At 71.6% G+C, this 19,913-nt stretch carries 19 protein-coding genes; 5 read left to right on the top strand and 14 right to left on the bottom strand.

Annotated features, from left to right (window positions below; translation table 11 throughout):
* Positions 1-42 precede the first annotated feature (42 nt).
* On the bottom strand, positions 43-2,568 hold the full coding sequence (locus SLV14N_RS16965; RefSeq protein ID WP_127152398.1) for an ATP-dependent Clp protease ATP-binding subunit: 2,526 nt from the start codon (positions 2,566-2,568) through the stop codon (positions 43-45).
* 498 nt (positions 2,569-3,066) lie between these two features.
* On the opposite strand from SLV14N_RS16965, the gene SLV14N_RS16970 reads away from it, so the two are divergent.
* Entirely contained in the window at positions 3,067-3,747 is a 681-nt protein-coding gene (locus tag SLV14N_RS16970; RefSeq protein WP_221174692.1) for an SCO3374 family protein, read from the top strand.
* On the opposite strand, the gene SLV14N_RS16975 is transcribed toward SLV14N_RS16970, so the two are convergent.
* The 10 genes from SLV14N_RS16975 to SLV14N_RS17020 form a co-directional block, all read right to left on the bottom strand.
* Positions 3,678-4,016 carry an Lsr2 family protein gene (locus SLV14N_RS16975; RefSeq protein WP_018092985.1) on the bottom strand — a complete coding sequence of 113 codons (339 nt, stop codon included), beginning with the start codon at positions 4,014-4,016 and terminating at the stop codon, positions 3,678-3,680. The two genes, SLV14N_RS16970 and SLV14N_RS16975, sit on opposite strands and share 70 nt — an antisense overlap.
* A gap of 156 nt (positions 4,017-4,172) precedes the next feature.
* Positions 4,173-4,691, bottom strand: a complete 519-nt coding sequence (locus tag SLV14N_RS16980) for an amino-acid N-acetyltransferase (protein WP_127152396.1) — start codon at positions 4,689-4,691, stop codon at positions 4,173-4,175.
* Between the two features lie 9 nt (positions 4,692-4,700).
* Positions 4,701-5,204 carry a BlaI/MecI/CopY family transcriptional regulator gene (locus SLV14N_RS16985; protein ID WP_259670377.1) on the bottom strand — a complete coding sequence of 168 codons (504 nt, stop codon included), beginning with the start codon at positions 5,202-5,204 and terminating at the stop codon, positions 4,701-4,703.
* Between the two features lie 148 nt (positions 5,205-5,352).
* Entirely contained in the window at positions 5,353-5,532 is a 180-nt protein-coding gene (locus SLV14N_RS16990; protein ID WP_127152394.1) for a hypothetical protein, read from the bottom strand.
* Between the two features lie 46 nt (positions 5,533-5,578).
* The gene (locus SLV14N_RS16995) at positions 5,579-6,196 is read right to left on the bottom strand and encodes a hypothetical protein (protein ID WP_263273194.1); all 618 of its coding nucleotides are present in this window, start codon (positions 6,194-6,196) and stop codon (positions 5,579-5,581) included.
* 152 nt (positions 6,197-6,348) lie between these two features.
* Positions 6,349-7,146, bottom strand: a complete 798-nt coding sequence (locus SLV14N_RS17000) for a type III pantothenate kinase (RefSeq protein WP_042150267.1) — start codon at positions 7,144-7,146, stop codon at positions 6,349-6,351.
* A gap of 5 nt (positions 7,147-7,151) precedes the next feature.
* Positions 7,152-8,219, bottom strand: coding sequence for a carboxylating nicotinate-nucleotide diphosphorylase (gene nadC / locus SLV14N_RS17005; RefSeq protein ID WP_263269951.1), 1,068 nt, complete (start codon positions 8,217-8,219; stop codon positions 7,152-7,154).
* A gap of 71 nt (positions 8,220-8,290) precedes the next feature.
* Positions 8,291-10,117 carry an L-aspartate oxidase gene (locus SLV14N_RS17010; RefSeq protein ID WP_208681727.1) on the bottom strand — a complete coding sequence of 609 codons (1,827 nt, stop codon included), beginning with the start codon at positions 10,115-10,117 and terminating at the stop codon, positions 8,291-8,293.
* Positions 10,114-11,271, bottom strand: coding sequence for a pantoate--beta-alanine ligase (gene panC, locus SLV14N_RS17015; RefSeq protein ID WP_263273196.1), 1,158 nt, complete (start codon positions 11,269-11,271; stop codon positions 10,114-10,116). The genes SLV14N_RS17010 and panC overlap by 4 nt, the downstream gene beginning before the upstream one ends.
* A gap of 95 nt (positions 11,272-11,366) precedes the next feature.
* Positions 11,367-12,359: a Rossmann-like and DUF2520 domain-containing protein gene (locus SLV14N_RS17020; RefSeq protein ID WP_208681729.1), complete on the bottom strand. Its 993-nt coding sequence runs from the start codon at positions 12,357-12,359 to the stop codon at positions 11,367-11,369.
* Positions 12,360-12,738: 379 nt separating this feature from the next.
* On the opposite strand from SLV14N_RS17020, the gene SLV14N_RS17025 reads away from it, so the two are divergent.
* Positions 12,739-13,875 (top strand): low specificity L-threonine aldolase, encoded by a 1,137-nt coding sequence (locus SLV14N_RS17025; RefSeq protein ID WP_263273197.1) that lies wholly within the window; start codon positions 12,739-12,741, stop codon positions 13,873-13,875.
* Positions 13,876-13,943: 68 nt separating this feature from the next.
* Here the strand turns inward: SLV14N_RS17025 and SLV14N_RS17030 are convergent, their stop codons facing one another.
* On the bottom strand, positions 13,944-14,189 hold the full coding sequence (locus SLV14N_RS17030; protein ID WP_208681731.1) for a hypothetical protein: 246 nt from the start codon (positions 14,187-14,189) through the stop codon (positions 13,944-13,946).
* A gap of 100 nt (positions 14,190-14,289) precedes the next feature.
* Between SLV14N_RS17030 and SLV14N_RS17035 the strand changes: the two genes are divergently transcribed.
* Positions 14,290-15,399 (top strand): DUF5937 family protein, encoded by a 1,110-nt coding sequence (locus SLV14N_RS17035; RefSeq protein ID WP_208681733.1) that lies wholly within the window; start codon positions 14,290-14,292, stop codon positions 15,397-15,399.
* Between the two features lie 70 nt (positions 15,400-15,469).
* Here the strand turns inward: SLV14N_RS17035 and SLV14N_RS17040 are convergent, their stop codons facing one another.
* Both SLV14N_RS17040 and SLV14N_RS17045 read right to left on the bottom strand, forming a co-directional pair.
* Entirely contained in the window at positions 15,470-16,153 is a 684-nt protein-coding gene (locus tag SLV14N_RS17040) for a response regulator transcription factor (protein WP_018092972.1), read from the bottom strand.
* Between the two features lie 110 nt (positions 16,154-16,263).
* The gene (locus SLV14N_RS17045; RefSeq protein WP_263269953.1) at positions 16,264-17,469 is read right to left on the bottom strand and encodes a sensor histidine kinase; all 1,206 of its coding nucleotides are present in this window, start codon (positions 17,467-17,469) and stop codon (positions 16,264-16,266) included.
* Positions 17,470-17,641: 172 nt separating this feature from the next.
* Here SLV14N_RS17045 and SLV14N_RS17050 point away from each other — a divergent pair, with 172 nt between their 5' ends.
* Together SLV14N_RS17050 and SLV14N_RS17055 are read left to right on the top strand one after the other, a co-directional pair.
* Entirely contained in the window at positions 17,642-18,676 is a 1,035-nt protein-coding gene (locus SLV14N_RS17050) for an SAM-dependent methyltransferase (RefSeq protein WP_263269955.1), read from the top strand.
* A gap of 44 nt (positions 18,677-18,720) precedes the next feature.
* Positions 18,721-19,863 (top strand): NADH-quinone oxidoreductase subunit D, encoded by a 1,143-nt coding sequence (locus tag SLV14N_RS17055; RefSeq protein WP_018092969.1) that lies wholly within the window; start codon positions 18,721-18,723, stop codon positions 19,861-19,863.
* Positions 19,864-19,913: the final 50 nt, after the last annotated feature.

The following is a 19,913-nucleotide window of genomic DNA, read 5'->3' on the forward strand; positions in this document are numbered from 1 at the left end:
GGCAGTGCCGTAGGCGGTTATGCGCGTGCTGCGCTGTGCCGCTCAGGCGTCCTTGCTGAGGTTCGGACCCGAACCGCCGGCCGTGGACTCGATCGGCGGGGCGTCGGGCAGGGCCGACTTCTCCTCACCGCGGAAGGTGAACTTGGCGGTCTCACCCTCGCCCTCGACATCGACGACCACGATGTGGCCCGGACGCAGCTCGGCGAAGAGGATCTTCTCCGAGAGGGCGTCCTCGATCTCGCGCTGGATCGTGCGGCGCAGCGGACGGGCGCCGAGCACCGGGTCGTACCCGCGCTTGGCCAGCAGCGACTTGGCCTCGCTGCTGAGCTCGATGCCCATGTCGCGGTCCTTGAGCCGCTCGTCCACCTTGGCGATCATGAGGTCGACGATCTGGATGATGTCTTCCTCGGTCAGCTGGTGGAAGACGACGGTGTCGTCGACACGGTTGAGGAACTCGGGGCGGAAGTGCTGCTTGAGCTCTTCGTTGACCTTGTTCTTCATCCGCTCGTAGCTGGACTTGGTGTCGCCCTGGGCCGCGAAGCCCAGGTTGAAGCCCTTGGAGATGTCCCGGGTGCCGAGGTTGGTCGTCATGATGATGACCGTGTTCTTGAAGTCCACGACCCGGCCCTGGGAGTCGGTCAGGCGACCGTCCTCCAGGATCTGCAGCAGCGAGTTGAAGATGTCCGGGTGGGCCTTCTCGACCTCGTCGAAGAGCACGACGGAGAACGGCTTGCGGCGCACCTTCTCGGTGAGCTGGCCGCCCTCTTCGTAGCCGACGTAGCCGGGAGGCGAACCGAACAGCCGCGAGACCGTGTGCTTCTCGCTGAACTCCGACATGTCGAGGGAGATCAGTGCGTCCTCGTCGCCGAAGAGGAACTCCGCCAGCGTCTTGGACAGCTCGGTCTTACCGACACCGGACGGGCCGGCGAAGATGAACGAGCCACCGGGACGCTTGGGGTCCTTCAGGCCGGCACGGGTACGGCGGATGGCCTGGGAGAGCGCCTTGATGGCGTCCTTCTGGCCGATGACGCGCTTGTGCAGCTCGTCTTCCATCCGCAGCAGCCGCGAGGACTCCTCCTCGGTGAGCTTGAAGACCGGGATGCCGGTGGCCGTCGCCAGAACCTCGGCGATCAGCTCCTCGTCCACCTCGGCGACGACGTCCATGTCGCCGGCCTTCCACTCCTTCTCCCGCTTCGCCTTCGCGGCCAGGAGCTGCTTCTCCTTGTCGCGCAGGCCCGCGGCCATCTCGAAGTCCTGCGAGTCGATCGCGGACTCCTTCTCCCGGCGCACATCGGCGATCTTCTCGTCGAATTCGCGCAGGTCCGGCGGCGCGGTCATCCGGCGGATCCGCATCCGGGAGCCGGCCTCGTCGATCAGGTCGATCGCCTTGTCCGGCAGGAAGCGGTCCGAGATGTAGCGGTCGGCCAGAGTGGCGGCGGCGACCAGGGCGGAGTCCGTGATGGAGACGCGGTGGTGCGCCTCGTAGCGGTCCCGCAGGCCCTTGAGGATCTCGATGGTGTGCGGCAGCGACGGCTCCGCGACCTGGATCGGCTGGAAGCGGCGCTCCAGGGCCGCGTCCTTCTCCAGGTGCTTGCGGTACTCGTCGAGCGTCGTGGCACCGATGGTCTGCAGCTCGCCTCGCGCCAGCATGGGCTTGAGGATGCTGGCGGCGTCGATCGCGCCCTCGGCGGCGCCCGCACCCACCAGGGTGTGGAGCTCGTCGATGAACAGGATGATGTCGCCGCGGGTGCGGATCTCCTTGAGCACCTTCTTCAGGCGCTCTTCGAAGTCACCGCGGTAGCGGGAGCCGGCGACCAGGGCACCGAGGTCCAGGGTGTAGAGGTGCTTGTCCTTGAGGGTCTCGGGCACCTCGCCCTTGACGATGGCCTGCGCCAGGCCCTCGACGACCGCCGTCTTGCCGACGCCGGGCTCGCCGATGAGGACCGGGTTGTTCTTGGTACGGCGGGACAGGACCTGCATGACCCGCTCGATTTCCTTCTCGCGCCCGATGACCGGGTCGAGCTTGGTCTCGCGAGCGGCCTGCGTCAGGTTGCGGCCGAACTGGTCCAGGACGAGGGAGGTCGAGGGCGTGCCCTCGGCGGGGCCGCCGGCGGTGGCGGCTTCCTTGCCCTGGTAGCCGGAGAGCAGCTGGATGACCTGCTGCCGCACCCGGTTGAGATCGGCGCCCAGCTTCACCAGGACCTGGGCGGCGACGCCCTCGCCCTCGCGGATCAGGCCGAGCAGGATGTGCTCCGTACCGATGTAGTTGTGGCCGAGCTGGAGGGCCTCGCGGAGCGACAGCTCCAGGACCTTCTTGGCACGGGGGGTGAAGGGAATGTGCCCGGACGGAGCCTGCTGGCCCTGCCCGATGATCTCCTCCACCTGCTGGCGGACCGCCTCGAGCGAAATCCCGAGGCTCTCCAGGGCCTTAGCGGCGACACCCTCACCCTCATGGATCAGGCCCAGGAGGATGTGCTCGGTGCCGATGTAGTTGTGGTTGAGCATCCGGGCTTCTTCCTGAGCCAGGACGACAACCCGCCGCGCGCGGTCGGTGAACCTCTCGAACATCGTTAATCGCTCCTCAGAGCGGTCAGGCAGTTAGGGGTCGGTCCCCTCCCTGTCCTTCCGCATGCTAGTCCCGCGGGGCGGGACAGCTCATTCCAACTGCCGACACCCGTCCGGATCACCCCCGCTCCGGCGGGGAAATTTACTGCCGAACAGCTGACATCTGCTCCAACTCGATGGTGCGAGACGATGTTCCCGCAGGCCAGGCATATACGCCCTCTGCCACTACGCCCGTGGCGAACGCACCCGGTGCCGACACGCCGTTCGCCGTCGGCCCTCAGGCGGGGCGGAACGCCTCGGGCGCCGGTCACACCGTCTCTTCCCACTGAGACTGTCTTACCCGCTGCCACTGACACTCCATGCGGCGCGGGCCGCTTCCATCCGCTACGGGCGAACATCCGCACGCCGTCGAATACACCTCCACGCCCCTCCCGCAGGTGCGGTGCGTATCCATACCTCTACTCAGCGTAACTTCCTGGGTTTGCGGGAGTTGCTCCGGGCATGGCCCGCGTGCTTCCGCGCCCCCGCAGCCCCCTCGCCGCCGTGCGCCGGTGGTACGAGGAGGAGCTGGGCTGGCCGGCCACCGGAACGGAGCCGGTGGAGCTTCTGACGGGGCTGCGTTTCGATGTCCTGGAGATGCCGGCCGGGGCGGGAAGTGCCGTACTGCGGCGATTGCCGCACACCGGCCCGGTGGCACTCCTTCGGGCCGGATGCGACGGGAATCACCCCGGTGATCGGCCGAAATTGCTCATGCTCATCGCGGCCGGCGGCGCCGAGGAACTCCCGGGAATCCTGGAATGGCTGGAGTGGGGCGCACTCGTCCCGGATCTCACGGCGCGTGGGACCGGAGACCGGATGCCCGCGCCGTCGTTCCCCACCGGCGCAGCACCGTCAAACGGATTCGGTTCCCGGGAGGCCGCGCGATGGGTGCGACCTCCCCGGCCCGGCTACGAGGCGGAGAATTCCCTGCCCACCACGGGGTTGGGAGCAGGAAACGGGGACGATGGGGACGCCCCCGACCTCGTACGACTCGTGAGCGCGGCGGCGACGGAGTGCCACCGTGCCCGGTTGATGCGTGCTGGTAATGCCCAATCGGACCGCGCGTGGGGCGATCAGCCGTTGGCCTTCTCAAATGCCTCACGAATGTCGGCGGGGACACGGCCACGGTCATTGACGTTGTAGCCGTTCTCCTTGGCCCAGGCACGGATCTTCGCAGTGTCCTGGCTGCCACCGGAAGCCGCACCACGCGCCTTGCCACGGCCCGAAGAAGCGCGGCCACCGGTACGGCGCCCCGCCTTCACGAAGTCGGCGAGCGAGTCGCGCAGCTTCTGGGCGTTGCTGTCGGAGAGGTCGATCTCGTAGGACTTGCCGTCGAGAGCGAACGTCACCGTCTCGTCCGCCTCGCCACCGTTGAGGTCATCGACAAGAAGAACCTGAACCTTCTGTGCCACCGGTTTCCCTTTCATCGAATGCGGATTACGACGGAAAGCAAACCGCTTTTCCGGGAAAAACACAAACCCTTGGGTAGGGTTCACTTGCCCACAGAGCGGGGAACGCATGCTTCCGTACCCATGAGATAGGGGAGCGATTCGGACATAGAACACTCATCACAGGTGCAGAAGCATCCGGCTGTTACCCAGGGTGTTGGGCTTCACTCGTTCGAGGCCCAGGAACTCCGCAACGCCCTCGTCATAGGAACGCAGCAGCTCACTGTAGACATCACCGTCTACCGGCGCTTCGCCGATCTCTACGAAGCCGTGCTTGGTGAAGAAGTCGACTTCGAAGGTGAGACAGAAAATGCGCCGCACTCCGAGCCAGCTCGCGGTGCGCAGCAGCTTCCCGAGGACTTGGTGGCCGACTCCGGACCCCTTCATCCGCGGATCCACGGCCAGGGTGCGCACCTCGGCCAGGTCTTCCCACATGACGTGGAGCGCTCCGCAGCCGACGACCTCGGCGTCTTCGTCGCGCTCGGCCACCCAGAACTCCTGGATGTCCTCGTAAAGCGTGACGGTGGCTTTGTCGAGCAGGATCCCGTCGCGTGAGTAGGCATCGATGAGGCGGCGTACGGCCGGTACATCGCTGGTCCTGGCACGGCGGACGGTGAGGCCTTTTGAATGCGGAGGCATGCCGGGACGCTATCGCCCCTTGCCGGTGGCACTCGCTCCGGGTTCATCCCCTTCGGCGGGCCCGGCTTCACCGGCCCCTTCCGGTGCCGCTTCTGCCGTGCGTTCTTCCGCCGGCGCGGTCTCTTCCGCCTCTTGTGCCTGTTGTTCCGGGTCTTCCGCGGGGTCGTCGATCTGGACCATCCGTACGGCATCACGCAGGGCATGTCGCTGTTCCGGCGACATCATGCCGAAGAAGGCGACAAGAGCGGCCGCGGGGTTGTCGCTGGCGGACCATGCCTCGTTCATCAGTGCGGCCGCGTAGGCGGCGCGAGTGGAGACCGCCTCATATCGATAGGCGCGGCCTTCTGCTTCGCGGCGCACCCAGCCCTTCTGGTGAAGGTTGTCCAATACGGTCATGACCGTGGTGTAGGCGATGGACCGTTCCTTCTGCAGATCTTCCAGGACTTCTCGAACGGTGACCGGGCGGTTCCACTCCCAGACCCGCGTCATGACCGCGTCTTCCAGATCACCCAAGCGTCTCGGCACACAAGAACAATAGTGGGAGATGTCGCGTATGCCCGTTGATCTCGTTGCGTTTGGGTCGGAAAAAGGATGTACGACCCGGAACGGTCAATCCCGGGTCGTACGGTGCGCGCGGGCCGCCGAAAGGGCGGCGGGCGGCTCAGGCGCCGTGCGCCGTGGGCCCCTGACCGGCGGATTCGGCACGCGCCAGGGCCGCGTCCACGGCGGCGTCCTCCTTGGCCTTGTTCGCCCCGCCCTGGCTCTTGATGATCGTCACGATCAGGGCGGTGAAGGCCACGGCCATCACTACGGGCGGGAGCAGCGCTGCGACGTAATCCATGGCGTATGGCCTCCTTTGGGGCGTGAGTGTCCAGAGTACGCAGCGCTCAGGCGGTGCGGCTCTCGGGGGGCGGGGCGGGCTTGCGGCGGGGCGGGAACACCTCGCCCGGTGTGGGGATCGGCCGGTCCCGCTGCGGGCCCTTGGGGCGCGGCGCCGGCGCGGGCTGCGGTTTGCGCTCCGGCTTCGGCTCCCGCTCGGGCTCCGGTTCCCGCCCGCCGCCACGGCCGGCTGAGCGGCCGCCTGGCAGCGCGCGCAGCCGGGTCCGTACGGATTGTTCGGCGAGCTGCTCGCAGTGGCGCAGCAGGGCGCTGCGGCGCTCGCACTCGGCCTTTGCGCCGGACCGCGGCAGTGAGCGCAGGGCGGCGAGATCGTCGGGGCCGGGGACATGGCCCGCTGCCAGCGCTTCCTTCAGCCGCGCGAGATAGCCGGTGGCCGAGCCGGGCAGGGTTTCGCGGTAGCGGGCGAGGTCGGCGAGGAGGAAGGCGCGCAGCCGGCCGCCTTCGCGGACCGCCTCGTCGACCGCCTCGGCCAGCCGGAGGTATTCCTGGATGTCCTGGGACCACTCGGAGCCGAGGGCGCCGAGCGGGGCGGGGTGGGACGTCGTCTGCAGGGCATGGGCGAGGGCGCGACGGAGCACACGCAACTCATCGGCGCTGAACGCCATGCCGCCGCGGGTTCCGTTTGGCATTGGCATGTGGCGACTTTACGACCATTTCCGACAAAAGCCGCTTAATTCGTGAACGGTGGCGCGGCAGCGAGCCGCACCACCGAGCGTCCGGTGCGGGAAAGGCTTCCGCGCACCGGGCGGTGTTCCGTCTAGGAGCGGGCGATATTCCGCTCGTAGACCAGCCGGAGACCGATGAGGGTGAGCCACGGCTCGTGCTCGTCGATTTCCGACGACTCACCGAGCACCATCGGCGCCAGTCCGCCGGTGGCGATCACGGTCACGTCGTCCGGGTCGTCGGCCAGCTCCCGCGCCATGCGCTGCACCACACCGTCGACCTGGCCCGCGAACCCGTAGAGGATGCCGGACTGCATGGCTTCCACGGTGTTCTTGCCGATGACGCTGCGCGGGCGGGCCAGTTCGATCTTGCGGAGCTGGGCGCCCTTGACGCCCAGCGCGTCCACGGAGATCTCGATGCCCGGTGCGATCACGCCGCCGACGTACTCGCCGCGCGCACTGACCGCGTCGAAGGTGGTGGCCGTACCGAAGTCGACGACCACCGCGGGGCCGCCGTAGAGCTCGACGGCCGCCAGGGCGTTGATGATCCGGTCGGCGCCGACCTCTTTGGGGTTGTCCATGAGGATCGGCACGCCTGTCTTGACGCCCGGCTCCACCAGGACGGCCGGCACATCGCCGTAGTAGCGGCGGGTGACCTCACGCAGCTCGTGCAGGACGGAGGGCACCGTGGAGCAGATGGAGATGCCCTCGATGCCGTCGCCCAGGTCGTCGCCGAGCAGCGGATGCATCCCCATCAGGCCCTGGAGGAGGACGGCGAGCTCGTCGGCGGTGCGCCGGGCGTCGGTGGAGATCCGCCAGTGCTCGACGATCTCCTCGCCGTCGAAGAGGCCGAGAACCGTGTGGGTGTTTCCCACGTCAATGGTCAGCAGCATGGCGGTCAGCGGTCCTCACGCACGTCGTCGGCCGCGCCCCGGCCGCCCTGCCCGTCGTCCTCGTGCAGGTCGAGGCCGATGTCGAGGATCGGGGAGGAGTGGGTGAGCGAGCCCACCGCGAGGTAGTCGACACCGGTCTCGGCGTAGGCGCGGGCGTTGTCGAGGGTCAGCCGGCCCGACGACTCCAGCATCGCGCGGCCGGCGACCAGGGCCACCGCCTCCCGGGTCTGCTCGGGGGTGAAGTTGTCCAGCAGGATCAGATCGGCGCCCTCGGCGAGGATCGGCGGGATCTGGTCGATCCGGTCGACCTCCACCTCGATCGGCACCCCGGGGAACTCGTTCCGTACGGCCGTGAACGCCGCGGCGACGCCGCCCGCCGCGACCACGTGGTTGTCCTTGATCAGCGCCGCGTCGCACAGCGACATCCGGTGATTGACGCCGCCACCGCAGCGCACCGCGAACTTCTCCAGGGCGCGCAGGCCCGGCGTCGTCTTGCGGGTGTCGCGGACCTTGGCCTTGGTGCCGTCGAGCACATCCGCCCAGGCCCGGGTCGCGGTCGCGATACCGGACAGCCGGCACAGCAGGTTCAGCGCGCTGCGCTCGGCGGTGAGCAGGTCACGGGTGCGGGTGGTGACGCTCAGCAGCGGGGTGCCGGCCTCGACCCGGTCGCCGTCCTCGACGTGCCGCTCGACCGCGAACTCGTCGGTGCAGACGATGGACAGCACCGCCTCGGCGATCCGCAGACCGGCGACCGTACCGGCCTCGCGGGCGGTGAAGTCGCCGGTGGCGACCGCGTCCTCGGGGACGGTCGCCACGGTCGTGACGTCCACGCCCTGGTCGAGGTCCTCGTCGACGGCGAGATGCGCGATGTCCTCGACCTGGACGGGGTCGAGTCCGGCGGCCACCAAAAGCGCGGCCAGGTCGGGGTCGAGGCCGCAGGTCAGCGGGTCGATCTCGTACGCGCTCTCGTCGCCGCCGCAGCCGCAGGCGTCGCCGCAGCCACCGCTGGGGCCGTCGCTGCCGGCGGGCCCGCCGATCTGGAGGAGGGGGAGGTCGTCGGGGGTGCTGCTCACGGGGTGGGCTCCGTATTCGGGGAGGTGGGGTGTGCGGTGCGGTCTGTCTTGGCAGGCGGTGGGATCGGTGGCTACGGGGTGACCGTCGGCGGGAACTCGGCGGTCGCCGTCGTACGGATGGTCAGCGCGCGGTCCGCTTCCAGGGTGATGCGGAAGTGGCGGCGCCAGGAGGCATCGTCCCGGTCCGGGTGGTCCTCGCGCCAATGGCAGCCGCGGGTCTCCTCCCGGCGCCGCGCCGCGGCGACCAGCACCCGGGCGACGCACAGGAGGTTGGTGGCCTCCCAGGCTTCCACGCCGGGCTCGGGGGCCTTGCGCTCGGCGGCGCTCCCGGTGGCGGTCGCACCGGCCGGTTCGTCACGGCCCGCCGGACCGGCCGCCGCGGTCGCCTCACGGTGGAGGCGGTCCAGTTCGGCGGCCGCCCGGGCGAGGCTCTCCGCGCTGCGCAGCACCCCGGCGCCGGCAGTCATGATCCGCTGCACGGCCGTACGGGTCTCCGGGGCGATCAGCGGAAGGGTGGTGCGGGGCGTGGAGGGGGCGGGGGGCGCGGTGTGCTCCGCCGCGTCGTGCGCCGGAGTGCCGGGTGTGTCGCCGGCCGCGGCCTCCGGGGCGGGCGGCGCGGCGATGTCCGCGGCGATCCGCTCCGCGAAAACCAGGCCCTCCAGAAGGGAGTTGGAGGCGAGCCGGTTGGCACCGTGGACGCCGGTGCAGGCGACCTCGCCGCAGGCGTACAGGCCGGGGACCGTGGTGCGCCCGCGCAGATCGGTGCGTACGCCGCCGGAGGCGTAGTGCGCGGCCGGGGCGACCGGTATCGGCTCGCTGACCGGGTCGATGCCATGGTTGCGGCAGGCGGCGAGGATGGTGGGGAAACGGGTCTCCCACATCTGGGCGCCGAAGTGACGGCCGTCCAAATACATGTGCTCGACGCCCTGTTCGTGCGCCTGGAGCATGATCGCCTTGGCGACGATGTCCCGCGGCGCCAGTTCGGCGAGTTCGTGCCGGCCGACCATGAAGCGGGTGCCGTCGGCGTCGACGAGGTGGGCGCCCTCACCCCGTACGGCCTCGGAGATCAGCGGCTGCTGGCCTTCCGCTTCCGCCCCCAAATACAGGACGGTGGGGTGGAATTGGACGAATTCCAGGTCGGAGATCTCGGCGCCGGCGCGCAGCGCCAGGGCCACCCCGTCACCGGTGGAGACCTCCGGGTTGGTGGTCGCGGAGAAGACCTGCCCCATACCGCCGGTGGCGAGCACCACCGCCGGGGCGTGGACGGCCCCGACGCCGTCGTGCTGACCCTCGCCCATGACGTGCAGGGTGACACCGGCCGTACGGCCCTCGGCGTCCGTGAGCAGATCGAGGACCAGGGCGTTCTCGATGGTGCGCAGCCCGGCGGCGCGGACCGCCTCGACGAGCGCACGGGAGATCTCGGCCCCGGTGGCGTCGCCGCCGGCGTGCGCGATACGACGGCGGTGGTGGCCGCCCTCGCGGGTGAGCGCTATCTCGTCGCTGCCGGATGCGGTGTCGAAGCGGGCGCCGGCGCCGATCAGGCGGTGGACGGCGTCCGGGCCTTCGGTGACCAGGGTGCGAACGGCGGTCTCGTCGCAGAGTCCGGCGCCCGCCACGAGGGTGTCGGCCAGATGCTGCTCCGGGGTGTCGCCGTCGCCGAGTGCGGCCGCGATCCCGCCCTGTGCCCAGCGCGTGGAGCCGTCGTCCAGACGGGCCTTGGTGACGACGACGGTCCGGCGGCCGGCCGCGGCGCAGCGCAGCGCGGCGGTCAGCCCGGCCACCCCGGAGCCCACCACGACGACATCCGCTTCGATGGACCAGCCGGGGGCGGGGGCGGTCAGACGTATGCCGGTGCCTGCTGCGGGGCCGGGTCCGGTACCTGTTCCGGTGACGGTCATCGGGTCACTCCGAGGGGGCCTTGGGGGGTGGTGGGGGGTGTGGCGGCGGGGCCGTCCGAAGGGGCGGCGCCGGTGAGAGTGCCGCCCTGGTGGGCGGCCGTCGGTCCGGCTCTCCCGGCTCCGAAGACGAGACGGATGTTGTCGATCAGCCGGGTGGTACCGACCTTGGCGGCGACCGCGAGGATGGCCTCGCCCTCATAGGCGTCCGGGATCTCGGTGAAGTCGGACGGGTCGACCAGCGCCAGGTAGTCGAGGGTGAGCGGCGGGTCGAGGCGGGCGGCGTCATCGAGCACCGCACGGGCCGCGGCGCGCGCCACGGACGGGCCGTGCCCGAGCCCCGCGGCGGCGTAGGCGACGGCGTGGGCGTCGGCGGCGGCCCGGTCCTCGCCGAGGGCGGCCAGCGCCGCGGCACGGTCCTGTGCCGGGTGGCCCGTGGAGGCGGCGCGGGCGCGCAGCGCCTCCTCGGCGGCGAGCCGGTCGCGGGCCGCGAACAGCGCCGCCGACAGCGCGAGCGCGGTGCGCCGCTCCGGGGCGGAGAGGTAGCGGTTGCGGCTGGAGAGGGCGAGGCCGTCCTCCTCGCGCACCGTGGGGACCCCGACGATCTCGACGGGGAAGTTGAGGTCGGCGGCCATCCGTGTGATGACCGCGAGCTGCTGAGCGTCCTTCTGCCCGTAGAAGGCGATGTCCGGCGCGGTCAGATGCAGCAGCTTGGCGACGACGGTCAGCACCCCGTCGAAGTGCCCGGGGCGGCTGGCGCCTTCCAGGAGGGTGCCCATGGGGCCCGCGGTGATCCGGATCTGCGGTTCCCCGCCCGGGTAGACCTCGTCGACGGACGGGGCGAAGACGACGTCCGCTCCCGCGGCGGCCGCCAGCTCCCTGTCCGCGTCCAGGGTGCGCGGATAGCGGTCGAGGTCCTCGCCCGCCCCGAACTGCAGCGGGTTGACGAAGACCGTGACGACGACCTGGCCCTGCGGGCCGACCCGGCGACGGGCGGCGCGGACCAAGGTGGCGTGGCCCTCGTGCAGCGCGCCCATGGTCATGACGACGGCGCGGGCCCCGGTGCCGCGGGGCAGATCGCGGAGCGCGGCGGCGGTGTGGAGCAGGTGCACGGGGCGGGAGGGGCGGCCGGGCTGGGTGGGGCGGCTCTCGTCCATGGGCTGGTCCGGCTCCTGGTTCACGGGCACGTCCGGTGCCGCAGTGGCGTCCGGGTGGGGGCCCGGTTCGGGGGGCGGGCTCAGGGGCGAGGAGGTCATCGGTCGTCTCCCTCGGGGCCGTGGCCGGGGGCGTCGGGATCCGGGCCGGAGGCGTCGGGGCTGCCCGGGGCGGGGCCGGGGCCGTCATCGGAGTCGGCGAGCACATCGAGCAGGTCCTCGGCCAGTTCCGGCTTCAGCAGACCGTGGTCCAGCGCCCGGTCCGCGGTCGTACGGGCCATGGCGACGTACCCGGCGACGCTCTGCGGCGCGTGCCGGCGCAGCTCGGCGATATGGGCGGCGACGGTGCCGGCGTCGCCCCGTGCGACCGGGCCGGTCAGCGCCGCGTCACCGGAGCGGAGGGCGTTGTCCAGGGCGGCGCCGAGCAGCGGGCCCAGCATCCGGTCCGGGGCCTGCACCCCCGCGTCATGCAACAGCTCCATCGACTGGGCGACGAGCGTGACCAGGTGATTCGCGCCGATGGCGAGCGCCGCGTGGTAGAGCGGGCGGGCGGATTCGGCGATCCACTCGGGCTCCCCGCCCATCTCGATGACCAGCGCCTCGGCGGCCATCCGCAGCTCGTCGGGCGAGGTCACGCCGAACGAGCAGCCGGCCAGCCGCTGGACGTCCACGGAGGTACCGGTGAACGTCATGGCCGGGTGCAGGGCGAGCGGCAGGGCGCCGGCGCGGGTGGCCGGGTCCAGGACCGCCGTTCCGTACCGCCCCGAGGTGTGCACCAGCAGTTGGCCGGGCCGTACGGCGCCGGTCTCGGCGAGGCCGCTCACCAGGTCGCCCAAGGCGTCGTCGGGGACGGTCAACAGGACCAGGTCGGCGCGGGCGAGGACCTCGGCCGGGGTGACCAGCGGAACGTCGGGCAGCAGCTCGGCGGCGCGGCGTACGGAGGCGTCGGACACGCCCGACACGGCAACCGGGCGGTGCCCTGCGAGCTGCAGCGCAGCGGCGAGAGCGGGCCCGACACGGCCCGCGCCGACGACCCCGACGGTCAGCCGGGCGGGGCGGTCCTGGGCCTCAAGGGGTGGGATTGCGTTCACGCGGCAATGGCCTTCCGTTCCAGTCCGCGGGGGGTACCGGACGATTCCTCGCCATGCTACGCGAGTGTTTCCGGTGACTTTCAGAGCTGTGCGGAAGGTGAGACCGGGGTCTCGCCCGCGAGTTATCCACAGGGGTCGCGGCGCCGCGCGGGGCTGGGCGAGGATCGATGCAACGGCACGCGAAGGCGCGGGCCAGGGCAGCACGGGGGGTGTGAGGCGGATGAGGGAAACAGACGGACGCGGCATGGACGGGGGCTCGTGGGGAGCTTCGCGGGGCGCGTCGGCGGATGTGTCGGACGGCGCTTCGGGCGGTGCGTCCGCGGATGTGTCGGACGGCGCTTCGGGCGGGGTGGAGGTCGCTCGTGTCGAGCGGGAGCGGATGCGCGCGGCGTACCGCGGCGCACGGCGTGTGCTGCCGGAGGGCGTCCGGAAGGAGACGGTCCGCGAGCGGCTGGACCGCCTGGCGGCCGACGCCCCGGCCGCCTACGACTTGGACAGCTGGACGGACGTCTACGGCAACGACGACGGCATCATCGGCGAGCTGGAGCGCCGGACCGCCGGCGCCCTGGGCACCGAGGCCGCCGCCTTTTTCCCGACCGGCACGATGGCCCAGCAGGTGGCGCTGCGCTGCTGGGCGGGGCGTACGGGCAATGCGACGGTCGCCGGCCATCCGCTGTCGCACATGGAGGTACATGAGCGCGATGCCTGGGCGGTGGTCAGCGGGCTGCGCATGGTGCATCCGACGAGCGCCCCACGGCCTCCGACCGCCGCGGAGATATACGACCTGCCGGAGCCTTTCGGCGCCCTCGCCCTCGAACTCCCGCTGCGGGACGCCGGATTCGTGCTGCCGGCGTGGGACGAGCTGACCGCGACGGTGGAGGCGGCGCGGGACCGTGAGGCGGTCGTGCACTTCGACGGCGCGCGCCTGTGGGAGTGCGGCCCGCACTTCGGCCGCACCCTCCCGGAGATCGCGGCCCTCGCGGACAGCGTCTACGTCTCCTACTACAAGTCTCTGGGCGGCATATCGGGCGCCGCGCTCGCGGGCACCGAGGAGTTCGTCGAGGAGGCGCGGGCCTGGCGGCACCGGTACGGCGGCCAGTTGTTCCAGCAGTGGCCGGCCGCGCTGGCCGCTCTGGCCGGGCTGGACCGTGAGCTGCCACGGCTGCCGGAGTACGTGGCCCGTGCGGAGGCCGTGGCCCGTGCGCTGGACGAGGGCCTGGCCGAGGCCGGTGTGCCGTGGTTCCGGGTGCACCCCGCGGTACCGCACACCCACCAGTTCCAGGTGTGGCTGCCGCACCCGGCCGAGCTGCTGAACGAGGCCGTGGTGCGCCAGGCGGAGGAAACCGGGACGGCGCTGTTCGGGAACTGGTACGAGCCGGGCCCGGCCGGCCCGCCCGGGGTGGCGCTGACAGAGATCACGGTCGGCACGTCCGCCCTGGGCTGGACGGATGACGCCATCCGGTCGGCGGCCCGGGAGTTCGCGGACTTCGTGGACGGCGTGCGGCGCGTGGGGTGATACGGGGTGGGGCGGGGGGCGGAGGGGGCGGGGGCGGAGGGGGCGGGCCCCCTCCGTACACCAGGCAGTCACATCGCCCCGTCAACCGGCTCCGCCGCCCTCCGCCGGAGTAGCCCCGCGGCCGCTGAGTGGACGGCGCGGCGGAGACGGGCCGGGAGGCGGTCGGCGGGGGCCGTGACCACGGCGCGGAAGCGGTACCACTGCTGGATCTCGCGGGCGGTGCGGACGGTGTGGGGGCCCGGGGCGGGCGGTGCGGCTTCGCCTCGCTGGGCGGCGCGGTAGGTGTCGAGGAGGTGCTGCTGACCGGCGTTCATGTCCCTCACTGTGCGACGGTCCGGCCGTTCGTGGCGCGTCGTTTGACGGGAGCCGTCAAACGACGTCCGTGCAGGTGGGAGCCTCGCGCATGATGGGCGCATGGCCAACGTCATCGACATCACCGGGCTGCCGCCGGAGCGCGTCGTTTTCTCCCCGTCCCCCTTGGCGGAGCTGGGCGCCGCGCTGCATGCGCTGTCCGAGCCGGGGCACCACCCCGGGCTGCACGGCTGGGTCACCGCCACCAACGCGGCGCTGAAGACCGACCTCGCCGACCGGCTGTGTGAGGCGGATTTCCTGTGGCGGTCCTCCCGTTCGGACATCCTGCTGCCGGCCCGCCCCGGGGCGACGCTGGCCGAGGAGCTGGACGAGCTGGACAGGATCGACGACGAACGGTTCGTGGCCGCCGCGTTCGAGATCACCTGCTCCGCGCGCTACACCCGCCCCACCCCCTCGCCCCTGGTCGACGCGGACGAGCGGGCGCGGGTACGGGAGATGGCCGCCGCGCGCGGCCCGCGGCAGGCGGCCTTCACCGACCGGATGCTCACCGACCCCGACGGCCTGCGGGTGTGGCTGCGGCGTCTGTTCGAGGACTGTGAGGAGGCGTTCTTCGGGGACATCTGGCGGCGGGTGGGCATCCAGCTGGCGGCCGATGCCCGGCACAAGACCGAGTTGCTGCGCCGCAAGGGCCTGGCCGAGACGCTGTCCGCGACGTCGAAGGCGTTGTCCTTGGAGGACGCGCAGGACGGCAGCGGCGGTACCCGCATCCTGGTCGACAAGCTGGCCCGGGGACGTACGACGGCCTTCGCGAGCCCGGGGGATCCGGGCGTCACCTTCCTGCCGACGTCGTTCGGCTGGCCGCATCTGCTGTTCAGCCACGCCCCCGGCTGGCGCCCGGTGCTCCAGTACCCGGTCGCCGGCCCGGAGTTGCCGGCTCCGGCCGCGCTGGAACTCGTCCAGCAGCGGCTGGAGGCGCTGGGCCACCCGATGCGGATGCAGCTGTGCCGGACGCTGTCGCGGGGACCGCACACGACGGGGGAGCTGGCGATCGCGTTCGGCATCACTTCGCCGGAGGTGTCCCGGCACATCGCGACGCTGAAGAAGGCCGGGCTGATCCAGACGCGGCGCCGGGGGCGCTATGTGCTGCACCAGCTGGACCTCCAGGTGGTGGCCCGGCTGGGCAGCGACTTCCTTGAGGGCGTACTGCGCTGAGGCCGACCACCCGGCGGCGCCGGTCCGGGCGGCTGACCGCGGCGGAGCGGCGCTCGACCGGTGCGGGGGCCTAGGCCCCCGCTCCCCCGGCCCGCACCAGCCCCGTTTCGTACGCCAGCACCACCGCCTGGACGCGGTCCCGGAGGCTCAGCTTGGTCAGGATGCGGCCCACATGGGTTTTGACCGTGGCCTCGGAGAGCACCAGCCGCGCCGCGATCTCACCGTTCGACAGGCCCTGGGCGACCAGCAGCAGCACCTCCCGCTCGCGGTCCGTCAGCCGCTCCAGCTCGGGCCGGGACGGTTCGCCGGAGGTGGCGGGCAGCATCGGCGTGAAGCGGTCGAGGAGCCGGCGGGTGGTGGACGGTGCGACGACCGCGTCGCCGCTCTCCACCGCCCGGATCGCGGCGAGCAGTTCACTCGGCGGCACGTCCTTGAGCATGAAGCCGCTGGCCCCGGCCTTCAGCGCGGAGAAGGCGTACTCGTCCAGGTCGAAGGTGGTCAGGATGAGCACCTTCGGGGCGCCCTCCTTCTGCCCGCCCTCGCAGATCCGCCGGGTGGCCTCCACACCGTCCAGATGCGGCATCCGTACGTCCATGAGGATCACATCGACCTGGGTGCCGCGCAGCACTTCCAGGGCCTCCACACCGTTGCCCGCCTCCGCGACGACCTCCATGTCGGGCTGTGCGGCCAGCACCATCCGGAAACCGGTGCGCAGCAGCACCTGGTCGTCGACGAGCATCACACGGATGGTCATGGCAAGGGGTCCCTTCGAGCAGGAGTGGGGCTGAGCGTACGGGGTGAGGTGCGGGTGGGTCGGTAGTCCTCCCCGGTAGGACGCCGTCCGGTCCTGGCCGGTTGGCGCCCTCACCGGGCCGGTTTGAGCGGGAGTACGGCGCTGACCCGGAAGCCGCCGCCCGGCCGCGGCCCCGCGGTCAGGGTGCCGCCGACCATGCCGACCCGCTCGCGCATCCCGATGAGGCCGTGGCCGAGGCCGTCCGCCCCGCCGTCCTCGTAGAGCTCGCGCTGTGCGCCCCGTCCGTCGTCCTCGACGAGCAGATCGAGATCGTCGTCCCGGTAGGAGAGCCGGACGGTCGCACCGACGTCGGGGCCGCCGTGTTTGCGGGTGTTGGTGAGCGCTTCCTGGACGATGCGGTACACGGTCAGGGCGACGCTGCTGGGCAGTTCGCGGGGTTCGCCCTCCGTCCGGAAGTCGACCGGCAGTCCCGCGCTGCGTACCTGGTCCATGAGGTCGGTGAGCTGCTCGACGCCCGGCTGGGGGACATATTCGCCGCCCTCGGGCTGTTCGCCGGTGCGGAGTACGCCCAGCAGGCGGCGCATTTCGGCCAGCGCCTGGCGCCCCGTGCCGGAGATCGTCTCCAGGGCCTGCCGGGTCTGTTCGGGCGCGGCGTCGAGCACATAGGCGGCGCCGTCGGCCTGGACGACCATGACCGAGACGTTGTGGGCGACGACGTCGTGCAGTTCGCGGGCAATACGGGCGCGCTCGGCCGCGACCGCGATCCGGGACTGCGCCTCGCGCTCCTTCTCCAGCCGGGCGGCCCGCTCCTCCAGCTGCGCCCAGTAGGCGCGGCGGGTGCGCATGGAGTCGCCGAGCACCCAGGCGAGCACGAAGGGCACGGTGAGCAGCACGGTGATGAACAGGCTTTCCCCCACCGGCTGGCCGCCCTCCTCGTCCCTGAAGCGCCAGAAGGAGAGGGCGGGGCCGAAGACGGCGCCGGCGAGCGCACAGCGGGAGGCCCAGCGGGGCACGGTGGGCCCGGACGCGACGGTGTAGGTGATCGCGAACATCGCGGCGTCGCCGGGGTTGGTCTCGATGCGGAAGACCAGCTGGCCGACGCCGATGGCGGCCGTCAGCAGCAGCATCTTCACGGGGGCCTTGCGGCGCAGCGCGACGACGAGGCACAGGCCGATCGTGAAGATCGCGGCGATGAGCTGCTGGTACCCATCGGTGCGGCTGCCGACCCACAGGCTGGTGATCCCGAACAGGGGGAGGGCCCAGAAGGTGTCCACCCCTGTCGGGTGCCTGCGGAGGAAGTCGTAGAGGCGCTGCACGTAACCCAGCGTAGGCATCGTGAATACGTGTACGAGTCAACCGAGCGAGCGATCCTGTGCGCCGGGCCTACTCCCCAAGGTGGAGAATCCCTGCGCCAAATGTGGCGGACCGCTGGAGGGGCGGCACCTCGTGCCGCCGGCCGGTCCGGCGCCCGCCCGTACCGTGGGGCAGATGATGAACGAGTGGTGCGGGTGGCGCGAGGCCACCGAGCGGGCGCTGTACGGCCCGGATGACGGCTTCTACACCCGGCCCGGCGGCCCCGGCCCGGCCGGTCACTTCCGCACCTCCGTGCATGTCTCCCCGCTCTACGCGGGCGCCGTCGCCACCCTCCTGTGCCGTGTGGACGCCGCTCTCGGCCATCGGGACGAGCTGGCGCTGGTCGATGTGGGCGCGGGGCGCGGCGAACTGCTCACCGGCGTGCTGGCCGCGCTGCCCGCGGAGGTGTCCGCGCGGGTGCACCCGTACGCGGTCGAGCGCGCCGCGCGCCCCCAGGGGCTCGATCAGCGGATCGACTGGCGGAGCGAGCTGCCCGCGCCGGGCTCGGTCACCGGGCTGCTGTTCGCGAACGAGTGGCTCGACAATGTGCCGGTCGAGGTCGTCGAGACGGATGACGACGGGGTGCCGCGCCGGGTGCTGGTCCGCGCCGACGGCACGGAGCGGCTGGGCACGCCGGTGGACGGCGCGGACGCGGAGTGGCTCCGCCGCTGGTGGGCGCCGCCCCTGGCCCCCGACGCCACCGGAGGCGGCTCCCCCGGGCTGCGCGCCGAAATCGGCCGCCCCCGGGACGAGGCCTGGGCACGGGCCGTCGGGACACTGCGGGCCGGTCTGGCCGTCGCCGCCGACTATGCGCACGAACGGGGCGACCGTCCGCTGTTCGGCACCCTCACCGGCTTCCGCGACGGTCGCGAGGTGCGCCCCGTCCCCGACGGCAGCTGCGACATCACGGCGCATGTGGCGCTGGACGCCTGCGCCGGGCCGTCGGCCGAGCGGCTGACCCAGCGCGCGGCGCTGCACGCCCTGGGGGTGGACGGCCGGCGCCCGCCGCTCACCCTGGCCGCCACCGACCCGTCCGGGTACGTACGGGCCCTCAGCGCGGCCGGGTCGGCGGCGGAGCTGACCGATCCGGCGGGCCTCGGCGGCTTCGGCTGGCTGCTGGAGCCGGTGGGCGGGGCGTGTGCGGGGCTGCTGGGGGCCGGGGGCGCCTGAGGGCCAGGGCGGGCGCCGGGAGGGCGTGCTGCAAGACTGTTCCCATGACGGAGACGACGGTCGGCATCGGCGGCGCGGCGGAGAGCACCGACATGGTGCTGAACATCGGCCCGCAGCATCCCTCGACGCATGGCGTGCTGCGGCTGCGCCTCGTCCTGGACGGCGAGCGCATTCAGCACGCCGAGCCGGTGATCGGCTATATGCACCGCGGCGCCGAGAAGCTCTTCGAGGCGCGCGACTACCGCCAGATCATCATGCTCGCCAACCGGCACGACTGGCTGTCGGCGTTCTCCAACGAGCTGGGCGTGGTCATGGCCGTCGAGCGGATGCTGGGCATGGAGGTGCCCGAGCGCGCCGTCTGGCTGCGGACCCTGCTGGCCGAGCTGAACCGCGTGCTGAACCATCTGATGTTCCTCGGCTCGTACCCTCTGGAGCTGGGCGGCATCACCCCCGTCTTCCACGCCTTCCGGGAGCGGGAGGAGCTCCAGACCGTCATGGAAGAGATCTCCGGCGGCCGGATGCACTACATGTTCAACCGCGTCGGCGGCCTCAAGGAGGACCTGCCGGCGGGCTGGCTCGGCCGGGCGCGGCAGGCCGTGGCCGATGTGCGGTCCCGGATGGACGTCTACGACAACCTGGTCCTGGGCAACGAGATCTTCCGTGGCCGGACCCGCGGGGTCGGTGTGCTCGCGCCGGAGACGGTGCATGCGTACGGGGTGTCCGGGCCGATCGCCCGCGCCTCCGGTGTGGACTTCGACCTGCGGCGCGACGAGCCGTATCTGGCATACGGGGAGCTGCAGTCCACGCTCCGGGTCGTCACCCGGGAGGAGGGCGACTGCCTGGCCCGCTTCGAGTGCCTGCTCGGGCAGAGCCACAATGCGCTCGATCTGGCCGACGCGTGTCTGGACCGGATCGCGGAGCTGCCGCCTGGGCCGGTCAACCAGCGGCTCCCCAAGGTCCTGAAGGCGCCCGAGGGCGCGACGTACGCCTGGACCGAGAACCCCCTCGGCATCAACGGCTACTACCTCGTCTCCAAGGGCGAGAAGACCCCCTACCGCCTCAAGCTGCGGTCGGCGTCGTTCAACAACATTCAGGCGCTGGTGGAGCTGCTGCCGGGGACGCTGGTCGCCGACATGGTCGCCATTCTCGGCTCGCTGTTCTTCGTCGTCGGCGACATCGACAAGTAGGCGGCGGTCCGGGCGGGCGGCGGTCCTGCCGCGACAGGTATCCACACCCT

It is taken from the genome of Streptomyces sp. Je 1-4 4N24, from assembly GCF_026239515.1.
Classification (GTDB): Bacteria; Actinomycetota; Actinomycetes; order Streptomycetales; family Streptomycetaceae; genus Streptomyces; species Streptomyces nigrescens.